This is a genomic window from Nodosilinea sp. AN01ver1 (assembly GCF_050565655.1).
GTDB lineage: Bacteria > Cyanobacteriota > Cyanobacteriia > Phormidesmidales > Phormidesmidaceae > Nodosilinea.
Map to the genome: position 1 here is coordinate 1 of NZ_JBNXVS010000085.1, position 11,612 is coordinate 11,612.

14 protein-coding genes are annotated in these 11,612 nt (G+C 53.2%); 8 read left to right on the forward strand and 6 right to left on the reverse strand.

The annotated features are described in order from the left end of the window. Window positions 1-220: 220 nt before the first annotated feature. Window positions 221-814 carry an IS630 family transposase gene (locus tag ACQ4N7_RS29225; protein WP_430714966.1) on the forward strand — a complete coding sequence of 198 codons (594 nt, stop codon included), beginning with the start codon at window positions 221-223 and terminating at the stop codon, window positions 812-814. A 25-nt stretch (window positions 815-839) separates the two neighbouring features. On the opposite strand, the gene ACQ4N7_RS29230 is transcribed toward ACQ4N7_RS29225, so the two are convergent. Genes ACQ4N7_RS29230 through ACQ4N7_RS29240 form a run of 3 tightly spaced genes read right to left on the reverse strand, consistent with a single transcriptional unit; the run spans window position 840 to window position 1,771 of the window. Continuing rightward, window positions 840-1,028 carry a hypothetical protein gene (locus tag ACQ4N7_RS29230; protein ID WP_430714954.1) on the reverse strand — a complete coding sequence of 63 codons (189 nt, stop codon included), beginning with the start codon at window positions 1,026-1,028 and terminating at the stop codon, window positions 840-842. Beyond that, window positions 1,021-1,329 carry a hypothetical protein gene (locus ACQ4N7_RS29235; protein WP_430714955.1) on the reverse strand — a complete coding sequence of 103 codons (309 nt, stop codon included), beginning with the start codon at window positions 1,327-1,329 and terminating at the stop codon, window positions 1,021-1,023. Before ACQ4N7_RS29235 ends, ACQ4N7_RS29230 begins: the two co-directional genes overlap by 8 nt. Window position 1,330: 1 nt before the next feature. Then, entirely contained in the window at window positions 1,331-1,771 is a 441-nt protein-coding gene (locus ACQ4N7_RS29240) for a hypothetical protein (RefSeq protein ID WP_430714956.1), read from the reverse strand. A gap of 544 nt (window positions 1,772-2,315) precedes the next feature. On the opposite strand from ACQ4N7_RS29240, the gene ACQ4N7_RS29245 reads away from it, so the two are divergent. The 5 genes from ACQ4N7_RS29245 to ACQ4N7_RS29265 all read left to right on the forward strand — a co-directional run bounded on the left by ACQ4N7_RS29245 (window position 2,316) and on the right by ACQ4N7_RS29265 (window position 8,012). Next, window positions 2,316-2,735: a hypothetical protein gene (locus ACQ4N7_RS29245; protein ID WP_430714957.1), complete on the forward strand. Its 420-nt coding sequence runs from the start codon at window positions 2,316-2,318 to the stop codon at window positions 2,733-2,735. Window positions 2,736-3,034: 299 nt separating this feature from the next. Further along, window positions 3,035-3,490, forward strand: a complete 456-nt coding sequence (locus ACQ4N7_RS29250) for a hypothetical protein (RefSeq protein WP_430714958.1) — start codon at window positions 3,035-3,037, stop codon at window positions 3,488-3,490. Between the two features lie 435 nt (window positions 3,491-3,925). Next, window positions 3,926-7,153 (forward strand): ATP-binding protein, encoded by a 3,228-nt coding sequence (locus ACQ4N7_RS29255; RefSeq protein ID WP_430714959.1) that lies wholly within the window; start codon window positions 3,926-3,928, stop codon window positions 7,151-7,153. 40 nt (window positions 7,154-7,193) lie between these two features. Beyond that, a complete protein-coding gene (locus ACQ4N7_RS29260) occupies window positions 7,194-7,622 on the forward strand; it encodes a DUF7680 family protein (RefSeq protein ID WP_035984305.1) in 429 nt (142 codons plus the stop codon). 3 nt (window positions 7,623-7,625) lie between these two features. Further along, window positions 7,626-8,012 carry a hypothetical protein gene (locus ACQ4N7_RS29265; protein WP_430714960.1) on the forward strand — a complete coding sequence of 129 codons (387 nt, stop codon included), beginning with the start codon at window positions 7,626-7,628 and terminating at the stop codon, window positions 8,010-8,012. A gap of 50 nt (window positions 8,013-8,062) precedes the next feature. Here ACQ4N7_RS29265 and ACQ4N7_RS29270 read toward each other — a convergent pair whose 3' ends face one another. Genes ACQ4N7_RS29270 through ACQ4N7_RS29280 form a run of 3 tightly spaced genes read right to left on the reverse strand, consistent with a single transcriptional unit; the run spans window position 8,063 to window position 10,156 of the window. Continuing rightward, entirely contained in the window at window positions 8,063-9,514 is a 1,452-nt protein-coding gene (locus ACQ4N7_RS29270) for a ThiF family adenylyltransferase (RefSeq protein ID WP_430714961.1), read from the reverse strand. Next, on the reverse strand, window positions 9,496-9,876 hold the full coding sequence (locus ACQ4N7_RS29275; RefSeq protein WP_430714962.1) for an E2/UBC family protein: 381 nt from the start codon (window positions 9,874-9,876) through the stop codon (window positions 9,496-9,498). The genes ACQ4N7_RS29270 and ACQ4N7_RS29275 overlap by 19 nt, the downstream gene beginning before the upstream one ends. Window positions 9,877-9,886: 10 nt before the next feature. After that, entirely contained in the window at window positions 9,887-10,156 is a 270-nt protein-coding gene (locus ACQ4N7_RS29280) for a multiubiquitin domain-containing protein (RefSeq protein WP_430714963.1), read from the reverse strand. Window positions 10,157-10,316: 160 nt separating this feature from the next. Between ACQ4N7_RS29280 and ACQ4N7_RS29285 the strand changes: the two genes are divergently transcribed. Both ACQ4N7_RS29285 and ACQ4N7_RS29290 read left to right on the forward strand, forming a co-directional pair. Beyond that, the gene (locus ACQ4N7_RS29285) at window positions 10,317-10,700 is read left to right on the forward strand and encodes a helix-turn-helix transcriptional regulator (protein ID WP_430714964.1); all 384 of its coding nucleotides are present in this window, start codon (window positions 10,317-10,319) and stop codon (window positions 10,698-10,700) included. Window positions 10,701-10,791: 91 nt separating this feature from the next. Then, window positions 10,792-11,436 (forward strand): ImmA/IrrE family metallo-endopeptidase, encoded by a 645-nt coding sequence (locus ACQ4N7_RS29290; RefSeq protein WP_430714965.1) that lies wholly within the window; start codon window positions 10,792-10,794, stop codon window positions 11,434-11,436. Window positions 11,437-11,612 lie beyond the last annotated feature (176 nt).

The following is an 11,612-nucleotide window of genomic DNA, read 5'->3' on the forward strand; positions in this document are numbered from 1 at the left end:
ATTCTCACGATCTATTCACAGACTGCATAATGAATCTGACCTGCCCAGCTATGCTGTTTTTCCCTCGCCAATCGAGGGGGTGCCGAAGTTGATGCAACTAGGTGCCGAAGTTATGCAAATACGCACGGGGTACCTAAGGTCTGGCCCCAACGGGGATGGGACTATCTCAAGCGCTTAGAGCAATCGCTGCAAGTCCCTCGTCCTCGGCATCGTAAAGGTAATCCGGAGGCCCAAGAGGCGTTTAAAAAAACTCCCGGAACGCAAGGCTGAACTCGAGCAGCAATACCCCGAAGCGCTTGTCGAGGCTTGGTCCTTTGATGAGCATCGCCTGGGGTTGAAACCGATTATTCGCAAGATTTGGGCCAAAGTGGGGCAGCGACCATTGGCCCTGGTTGATCCGCGCTACGAGTGGACGTACCTCTACGGCTTTGTTCATCCCACAACTGGCGATACCGAATGGCTCATTCTGCCTCAGGCGAATGGCGCTTGGTTCAATCAAGCCCTGGCCGCCTTTGCCGAGCAAGTCGGGGCGGGTCCGCACAAGCAAATCCTGTTGGTGGTCGATGGAGCCGGATGGCACGTCGGTAAAGACCTGGTGATACCCGATGGTCTTCATCTGGAGGTGTTACCGCCTTACTCACCCGAGTTGCAACCCGCAGAACGACTCTGGCGGCTTGCCGATGAACCCTTGGTCAACCGCTGCTTTGACGCCCTCAGTGATCTCGAAGATGTCCTTGAGGCTCGCTGCCGCACCTTGCTGTCAATGCAATCCGAGATTAAAGCCTTGACCAACTATCACTGGTGGCCCGCATGAAGAGCCCGATCCTTTCGGGGGTATGTTATCCGGATTTAGTATGAATCCCCCGACTGCGAAAGCCAAACACCAGGCTGTATTGCCGCTGGTGCTTGAGCAGATAAGCGCCTACGTTGCGCCCGCGCAAGTTTAGACGGCAGAGGCATTCTAGGTGCGATTCATCTTCAAAGGGGCGAAAGCGATAGCGTTGCGTTCCAAGCCTTGGTTTAGTCATGGTGGTTGGGTAAATGACGCTGATAGGGCACATGGCCCCGTTTCCAGTCGGGCACAGGCACAAACTTGTGGGTAAAGAGCCAGGTCTTTTCGCCGACCACTACCCACCACGTGGAAATGCCCCAGGTACTGAGCAGTAGAAATGGGACGAACCCGAGCCCAAGTAGGACTTCAATCAAGATGTAGAAGCCAACGAAGATGCCGCCCGAGGGGGCAAGCAGATTAGTGGGAATGGGGCCAAGAGAAGGCTGACGGCCCAAACTCGGATTGACCGGGCAGTACAGGCGCGAGTCGTCGCTCATCTCAGGCTCCGAAGAACAATCGGCTCAGGCCTTCGACAATGACGACGGCGGCAATGATGATGAAAGCGTTTTGCAGCAGCGGTTGCCACTGTTCACCCCGTTGGGCCTGGTAGACCGCAAAGAACACAAAACCGACGGCTGACACCCACACCACCAGGCGCAGGAGACCGAACATGAAGCTGATAATGTCGCCGTCCAGGTATTGCCCGAAGATGTTCTGAGCCTCACCTTCAACAGTGTCAAAGAGCTGGGCCATGGCTGGATTGGCGTGGCTCGTGATGCTGATGAATAGCAGGATGCCGGTAACAATGCCCAGCAGCGTCCAGCCGCTGAGGCCACGGAATTTGAAATGGGCGAGCTGATATCCAGCTCTAGAAAGAGTCTTACGGCTGCGCTGAACTAGAGGCCGTAGATGCCCCAGGCGGTTAGATACAAGATTCATATCTCCTACTCCAAGTGATGAGGACGTAGGTAGATCGCTCCCTGAACAGATTGAGTAGGACGATTTTCAGCTATGGGCGGCAGATCGTTGGTCTCGCCACCCGCAGGTCAAGCACGGAACTTCATCAGGAACTCAAGATTGATGACTCAATCTTTGTTGTACTTTCATGTTGAAAGTGTTATGGCCCATATTGAAGTAGTACTTATGAAAAGTAAAGCAGGCTTTAGATTTTGTTTACAAACAGGAATTTGCCATGCCTAAAGAGAACCAAAAATGTCCAAAAATGCCTAAAGCCTCCTGAGAGCAGTGCTTTGCGTCGTTTGAAGACGTACGAATGTGCAGGCTGAGGTACAACGAGGCCATCTCAGACACCAACGATGGCGACCAAGCAGAGTGCGATGCTTTCTGGTTCAAGGTGATGTAAAGCGGAGGAAAGCTTATATCTGTCAACCTCAGGCTTCTGTAAAGCTGTGGCACTACGATGTTTCGTTCATTCAATGGGGAGGCTAGGATAGCGGCAGTTGGTCTCACCCCTGTCACTCCTATGGTCAAGTCCTCTGTGCCCCAAGACAAATCGCCATCCGACTCCTCAGATGTAGGATGTCGTCCTACGTTTTACATGACGGCGGAACTGCTGGAGGCACTGGAGGCACAATGTGCGGTGGAAGGGAATCGAAAGCGATCGCCTTTCCTAGCTGAAATCTTGGAACTTCTGCTCACGAGTGACGTGGGTCAGACTCTTCGAGAGAGTGCTCAAAAGCACCGCCGTCCGTTGCTCCACGAATTGGAGGCCAACTTGATTCTGTTCAACGAACACATTCCAACAGAGCGGATCGTGGAGTTGGCGGAGGCGAGTCAGCGGAATCCTGATCAAATGCTGGTGCGTCTGGTGTTGCTAGGCTTGAGGATTTATGAGCGAGCTGTGTCGCTGATGGAATCAGATATTGAAGGCCGCCCAAGTTGAATTTGTAAACCTCACCACAGTTTTTCTTTTTCTTCCGGATATAGCGCAGCGACTCCGTACAGATGATGTACTGGTGATATTTGCTACTCAATTTTTTGGGTAGTGCTATGGTGCCCCGCTTGCCCCCAGACAGGTGTCATTCACATCATCAGACCATCGTTATGTTCAGGATCGCTGGGCTGGAATGAAGAGGTTTTTGAGTGGACGCTTTGGGGGCAAGGCGGTGGGGAATATTCCTCGTCTTGTTGCTGTTGGTGTGAGCGGGCCGGTAGCGGGGTAGGGGCATCATGGCTCGATTTATGACGCGCCGATATGTGGCGGTGACCTGGGCTGAGGCCATTCGACTGGCCGCTTTGGATCAGACACCCTGGTCAGAGATTCGGCAGGCTGAGGAGGTGCAATTGCTGCACCGTGAGGAATGGTGGGCCTGGTGGTCAGATGAGCAGTTGACGACGGCGATTGGGCTGCCGGAATCGCTCTGTCCCCAGAGCCTTTCGCTTGACGCGATCGCGCTGATGTCGGAGGTGTTTGAGAGTTATGCTGGGGCTCCTCATTGTGGGTGGGCAACGTTGGCACGGGTAGAGCAGGTGTTGAGCCGAGAGCGACAACCACACTCAGAGAACACGGGTGGCTATGATTGGATCACTTTAGAGCGGCTGACCGTACGGTTTACGGATGACTTAGAGGGCATTCTCCAGTGCTGGTACAAGGGCTACAACGAGGGCTTTGAATGCCAGATTGAGCGGATTGCCTAACCTAAGAAGGTACCTCGTTAGATCTGCGATCGCTCCATAGGCATTAACCCTTCCCATTTCTAGCAGTGCTACCAAGCCACGCTCCGACCTTAACCAGCCTCTCATCCACATCGCGAAAGACCTGGGTTAACCCACCCGTTAGATTAAAAGACTATTGGGTGCGATTGGTAAGCAATTCCGTATCAGTTGTCTTGGGCTAGAGCCCAGTCCTTTATAGAATTCTCTGCATTCCGTACATTGGCCTATAGAAAATGTAAACACTTACATCAGGCTGCTCCGGCCTATAGGCGTTAGCGATGTAATAAGGAGCAAGCGGAGAAATTTGCTCCTTGGGCTGCGTTAGCCAGCTCGATGGGAATGCTCTTAAGAGAGCCTGCCCTCACAGTTTCAACAAGATGGCTGATTCCCGTTGTTCCACGCCAAAGCCCTTTTCCCATGCTGCCAACTGTCTTTGATACCTGCGTCCCCAGGGACGAGATTCGCTCTGGTGACCTCTCCCTCGATCTGTTCGCAGCGAAGCTCCGGCCTGTGGTAGAAGGCAAAGCTCCCCAGATTTATCAGCAGCCTGCTGTTTTTCTAGCCAACACATTTCCAACCGATGGCCTGAAAACCCTGATTACCGAAGTCTTTGGACGGCTGACCGGGCGGTTGATTGGCTCCCCAGTCATTCGGCTAGAGACCAGCTTTGGGGGCGGCAAAACCCACGACGAGATTGCCCTGTGGCATATGGCCAAGCAAGGGCGACAGATCGATGGGCTCAACCGCTTTGTAGATGATATTTCGCTGATTCCAGATCGGCCCATTCAGGTGGCGGCGGTGGATGGACGAGATCTAGACCCCGAGGCGGGGGTGTACCACTCAGAAACGGGCATCACCACTTACACCCTGTGGGGCGAAATTGCCTACCAAATCGGCGGCATTGATGGCTACCAACTGCTGCGGGGGACAGACGAAAACCGCATTAGCCCCGGCACGTCGGTAATCGATCGCCTGATTGGTCCAGAACCGACGCTGATTATTCTTGATGAGATTGCTCGTCACCTGCGGGCCGCTAAGGCCAAAACCATTGGGCAGAGTAACCTGGCCGAGCAGGTGGTGGCCTTTTTGTTCTCGCTGATGGATCAGGCGGCGTCCTGCAACAACTTGGTGTTTGTCTACTCCTTGGCCTCGGAGTCTGACACCTTTGCCAAGGAAACGGCGGAGATTCAGCAGGAGCTGATTCGGGCCTCGGCCCGTCAGGAGCGGGTGCTGAGCCCCAGTACCGACATTGAGGTCTACAACATTGTGCGGCAGCGGTTGTTTGCCAGCATTAGCGCCGAGGCGGCGGAGAAAGCGGCAGAAGACTACCTCCAGGCGTTTCGAGCCAGCCGGGTGAACCTACCCGACGGCTGTAAAGATGCCACCTATGCCAGGGCGATCGCCAACAGCTACCCATTTCACCCCGAGCTATTCAACCTGCTGACCAAAAAGATTGCCTCTATCCCCGAGTTTCAGCGCACGCGGGGAGCCCTGCGGCTGTTTGCGCGGGTGGTGCGCTACCTGTGGCAGCACCCCGAACAGCGCCTGCCGATGATTCACCCCCACCACCTGCCGGTGGGGCTAGAAGAAGAAATCACCAGCGACCTGACCTCCCGGCTCCAGCGGCCCCTGATGCGCCTGCCGATCGCCGCTGATATCTACAACCCCACGGGTCGCGAGGCCCACGCCCAACTGCAAGACCAGGAATGGATTACCGCTGGCAAGCCGCCTTTTTCTACCTGGGTAGGCCGCACGGTGTTCCTGCACTCCCTCACCCAAGGCATTTCATCGGGCATTCGCCGCGCCGAGTTGAACCTGTCGCTGCTGACTCCAGGGGTAGATATTAGCTTTGTGGACCGCGCCCTGGAGCGGCTGAGCGGTGTGGCCTGGTATTTGGATGTGGACCCCATCACCTCCGTTGCTCGGTTCAAAGAAGAACCCTCCATCAACAAGATCATCGCTGAGGAGAAAGAGCAGGTCGGCATTACCGAGGCCAAAGAAGAACTCCGCACCCGGCGCGACACCATCTTTGCCACCAAGTTCTTTCAGCTGGTGGCTGGCCCCGAGGGTGCCCACGATGTGGACGATGACCCTAACACCCTGGCCCTGTGCATCATCGACTTTAACGAGGCAAAGATCGGCAGCTCCACCGACGGCCCGCCAGCGCTGATTGAGCAGATCTTTAACAACACGGGCGAGTCGGGCAAGTTTCGCACCTTTCGCAATCGGCTGCTGTTTTTGCTGGCCAACGACCAGGAGCTAGACCGGGCGATCGACATCACCCGCGAGTTTAAGGCGGTGCGGGCCATCCTGCGCAGCCAAAACCGCATGGATGACCTCTCCCAGAGCCAGCAGGATCAGATCAAGCAAAAGGAGGGGGAGCTGGATCTGGCGGTGCGGGTAGCCTTAACCAACGCCTACCGCCACCTGTTTTACCCGGCTAACGACCCGGTGAAAGCAGCCAAGGGGTTGATGCATTACCCCCTGCCCGCCCAGGATGCCAGCACCGTGAAGGGCAACCGTAACCAGCAGGATGTGGTGCTGAAGGCGCTGAAGGACTGCGGCAAGGTGCGGGGGGAAGATGCGGCCCCCTACGCCCCGGCTTACCTGCTACAAAAGGTGTGGCCCACGGGGCTCGACCACTGGACGACACGCCAACTGAGAGAACAGTTTGCTAAGGACTTGGCTCTGAACATGCTGCTCGATGCGGAGGTGTCTAAGCTGCGGGACACGATCCGCAAGGGCCTGAGCGAAGGGCAGTGGGATCTCAAGGTGGGAGAGCAGCTCTACATCAAAACCGATGGGACGGCGGTGGGGATGCCCACCACGATTGAGTTTTCTGACCGGGCGGAGCTTTACCGACGGGGGCTGCTGAAGCCGCCTGAACCGAAGGTGGTGGAGCTGAGTGCCCAACTGTTGGCCGGAGGGAGCGATGAGCGGACGGTGCAGGTGCGCTGGCGGGCCAAAGAGGCGTTGAAGGTCAGCCTGTATCAGGATGGCAGTCTGGTGGGTGACCAGTTTTTGCCCTCGGATGAGTACCAGGGCCAGATCGCCAAGACAACCCAGTTCAAGGTGGTGGCCGATTATGGAACGGGTGAGATTGCCGAGGCTGTGAAGGATGTGATGCTTTACCCGCTGGGAGGAACCAAGCCCATTAATGGTGGCGATGGCACTGGGGATTACAACCAAGGCACCATCTTAGAGAAGCCGACGGAGCAGCAGCTAGAGGGTAGTCCTACCAAGGTCTTCAACGATTTGGCGGATTGGCTGAGGGATTATCAGCCGAAGGCGATCGCAGCTCTGGACTTTTCGGTGAGCGATGTGACGGACTACCGCAAGCTAGGCACGACCCTGCCCCTGCTGGCCCGCTACCAGTTTGACATTGAGCAGTTTGTGACGGTGCAAACGGGGCAGCAGTTTGTGCGGCTAGAGTACCAGGGGGATGTGCGGGGGTTCCAGAGCTTTTTTAGCACGCTAAATGGCATGCTGAACCTGCCTGAGACCCAGGCTAGCCTGACGCTGACCGTGAGGCTCAAGCTAAATGCCCCCATGGCTCCCCAGGGGCCGGAGATCCAGGGGCTTCAGCAGGCGCTGACCCGGAACCCAGTCGATAGGATGAATCTGAGAGTCAGAGTAGAATACTAGACCTGACGTCTTCTTCCCTGTTTGTGGGATTCACGACACCATGCAAGAGTTCCAGCTTCGCGTTGTACCCCTGAGCAACAATGACTTTGCCCTGGAGCTGTACCAGTGCGCCTACAAAAAGGCGGGGGAAAAGAAGCGTCCGGCGGCTAAGCGGGTGGGGCGGCTGAAGGGCAAGCCGCTGGTGCAGGCTCGGCAGGCGATTTACCAGGCGCTAAAGGCGAATAACTATGACCCCAAGACGCTGAGCTACAAGCGGCAGGCTCCCTATGTACTCAGCGAGGCGTCAGGGGTGAATTTGGCGCTGCTGTTTCAGGCGTTGCAGCCGTTGTCGAAGCCGGAACGGATTGCCAATGTGACGGAGGGCATTGCGGCGATGAGTAATGAGGAGGCCCATTACTGGTTTGGCAAGGTGAGTAATGGGAAGAAGCGCCCAGCACTAAAGGCCATGCGGGTGCTCTTGGGAGATTAATCGATGCAACTTTCAGATCTCAATCCAGACTGCTTGGCTTTCATCAAAACCCTTCGATGGGATCGCATTATTGAGAAGCACGAGGGGCCAGAGAACTGGGCCTCTGTGCTGGAGTGGTATGACCCAGAATTTATGATGATTGAGGGGCGGGCGGTTTTGCTGCCTGTGGAGCGATCGCATCATGACAACATCACCATCCTCCGTACCATCTGGAGCGCCGATGGCAACTCCCTAACGCTATTTTTGAAAGACACCACCTACGGCGACGACTGGTTTATGAGCGGGTATATGGCAGTGTGCGATCGCATCCCAAACCAAGATTTCTACCTAGCCATTCTCTACCACGAGTGGTTCATCATTGAGCCATTTCTACCACGCATAGCCAACTGAGTTTATGCCTTGGTTAGGTGTTATGGGTACTGACATATCTGTAATTCCAATCAAAGGCAGGGCAAAGAGCCTCGATCGCCCTTAGCTCGATTACTACGTTCATGAGAACTACAGTGAAGACAATCCGCCTGAATCATGGGCTCGACTAGGTCTGATTGTCTTTGCCGCACCTTATTCATCTGATGGTATAGAAGCTGGTCAGGCTCAAATAGACCTATAAACATCATTAAAAAATCATTGACAGCTTGTCCAGTAGCCATCACATTCAACGTAATAACACTCGGTTGAGGAATATCCTCATGGTTGATGTACTGCTGTTCTTTTCGTTCTTCTAGGCTGAGAGCTTCTTCTTGAAGACGACTTGGTGAAATCAGTTCGTGACAGTTTAGACATCCACCTCCTGCGAAGGGGTGAACATGACGAGTAGCCGAGAAAATATCGCCTATCGCACCAGTCTTTTGATCCACTGGCACTTTCACGCCAACTTGAACTCCGGGAATAAGATACTGATAAACCAAAGCGTTGAAAACAAGTCGGCTTTGAGCGGTATCTGCTGCCAGAAAGATAAAATCAGCATCAATAAGTTTCTTAGCTACCGACTCATCAACGATACTGCCTACGATCGCATCATATCGAATAGACCCATTCGCTCGTTTAGCAACCCGTTGGGCCACATAAACTTTGTGTTTTGCCAGCTTCTTTCCTAGCCGTTGTACCCAAGGAAAGGGTTGTCTAACTAACCATTCCATCGCATCCCATCTAGTGGAACCAACAATTCGAGGGCGGTTAGTTATTTCAACTCGGTCAAAGTCTATAGCGACAATATGACCTACACCTAATTGAGATAGCCATTCGTTGATCAGTGACCCGGCCCCACCTAACCCAATGATGCCGACCTTGAGGTTGGAAAGAACTTCTTGACCAACATCGCCAAACATCCGAGCATGGCGGTCATATTTTGGATCAGCAGTTCGAGGGCGCGGCTTAGGAGAAGGATAAAGGCTACGAATTTGGGAACCGATAATTACCATGTTATTGAGAGGATATCGCCCCTCAGATGTCCAGATATCGCCAGCAACGGCATTTTTGGCAAATACCAAGGCTCCTACAGGCCCGCCCTTAGTGATATCCAGTAAGGCAGGATAGCCACGCTCATGGGATGCTAAATCGTCAACCGAAAATGCTACCTGGTCTTGCCCACCGTGACAGTGGACAGCTAAATAGCACAGGTTTTGGGTAGCACAATAGTGAGACTTGTCTGCGACAAATTGGGCTGTTAACGCTCTGTAGCCACGGGTACTCGGAACATAATCTACGCCATCTTTAGCTAGAAAAACATCACGAACCAACAGCCGTGTTCCCTTTGAAGTTTCGACTATGCCAGCCGAAAGAACGGCTCCATGCTCATCCCCATCGCCTGGGAATAGATGCTGGTACAGCTGGTTATAGAGTGGTTGAGTGATCCTAAGAGAAACAGGGTATTTCATTGTGACCTGAGCCATTCAAGAACTTTGACAAGTTTGGTTGCAGCCGTATCTACGGCTGGATTCCAGCGCTTTGAACGCCTAGAGATTTGAATCGCACTGCGACCTGCCCATTTACCGGCAGACAATCCAGCCTTCCAGCCTTCGCCATTAGCAAAGCGAACACCCTCATCCATGAAATGGGGATATACATCGGCATGAGGATACTGCCCTACTAAGGTGAAGCCCACCCAACTCGTAGAGGGGATGTATTGTTGGCCAATCGATAAGCCATGGACAATAACGCTGGCCCCTCCACGGGCATCGGGGGTTACTTCAACCTGATGGCGAGGAAACGCAGCTTTGAGTTCAGCGATCGCGTTTGCTATATCAGGTTTCATCATTTGCCTCCTATGAATTGTCGTCAGGGGCTATGGCACGGAAGACTTGGTTCTCGCGCAGGTTGACCTGCTCAGAGTTGCCGATCTGCTTCAGAGGAGCATTGCCCCTTACCTCAAACAGAACGAAATCTTCCTGAATAGGTAGCCCTTGCTGAATGGCAGCCTGCTTGATGCCTAACCCTGTAGTCTTGCGATCTGCAAATGTCACAGGACGCTCGTTAACCTTCACAGTGATGCTGACTGGCGGCTTCCCTGGCTTGTTGGTGGTATCTACTTGCATAAGACTTCCTTGTTCCTTTTTATGGTGATCTATGTTCCCTAAACGGGATCATAGCTTCCGGCTCCATGGACTGTCAACACCAGGGGGAACATTGGTTCCCTGTTGGGGAACATGCTGTGCGATACTTTTACTACCCAAGCAAGCAGAGCGCTAGAACGGTATGGACTTACTGAAATATATTGGAGGGCGGATTCGTGAACTACGTCAGGGCTATGGAGGTGGAGACGGTATCTCTCAAGATGCCTTAGCGCAGGCCTTAGGCGTCGCTAAAAACACGATTTCCCGATGGGAGACAGCGACCCATCGTCCCAGCATTGAAGATTTAGAGAAATTGGCAAGATTTTTTGGCGTACCAATCCTAGGATTTTTTCCCCCTGAGGAGCAGCCAGAGAGTGACCAGCTTCAAGCCCTCTTAAGGGCGGCACAAGACTTGCCAGATGAAGATTTAGAGGAGCTTCGCCGCTATGCTGAGTTTCGTAAAGCAAGAGGTCTATACCAACAGGTCAAGAAGCCCTCGTCCAGGAGCAAGAAGAAAGCAGACTAGTCGAATCCAAATATTTGTACTACCCTAGCAGTAGGGTCAAGGCTCCCTGAATTGCCACGGGCTTACTCCACATCTAGCTTGTACGAGATCGATGAGTCGAACTCAATACTATGAACAACTAAAGGCTCGGGCTCGGGAGGTTCGAGCCCAGTTTGGGTTGATTACCCCAAAGGTCGGTCGATCTGATTTACGGAAGATCTTCAAACACCACGGCATCGCCTTTGATCTATGGCCCATCAAAAACGAGCGCTCCCCAGCTAAATTTAAAAAGCTTAGGGGAGCTTTCTTTTGCGATGAATCAGGTGCAGCCATCATGGTGAACCGCGATCTGCCGAATGAACCGGCTATTTTCACCATGGCTCATGAGTTTAAGCACTTTCTATTTGACCGAGATGTAGGCAGTGTCCTTTGCTCTGACAACAACCAAGGCGAGGAAATTGAGATTGGTGCAGAGATCTTTGCAGCTGAGCTAATATTTCCTGATCAGGATTTCAGAAGCTGTATGGCTGAGATGGAAGTCTTTAGAGGGCATTGTACTCCAGAGACGCTTGTAAGGTTGAAACGGCGGTACCAGGCAACTTTGTCTTATGCTAGCCTCGTGAAAAAAGCCACGTTCTTAGAATTTGCGGCTCATGAAGTATTTGTGGGTGTACGTTGGCGAAAATTGGAAGAAGATATTTTTGGTGAACCAATCTACAAGAAAATTCACCGCTCAAAGAAGAACACTGAAAAATAGGCTATTTAAACGGGGATAGCTGCACTTAGATGATTGGAGCATTACCTTCTCAGGGCTATTTCATTCTAAAAACGGTCTTGAGTGTATCTAGGCCGAATTTACAGAATCGTTCAGCCTGAGCCATATTGGAGAAGGCGTTGGAGCGGTAGAGATTGAGCGCGAAGTTACGAGCGACA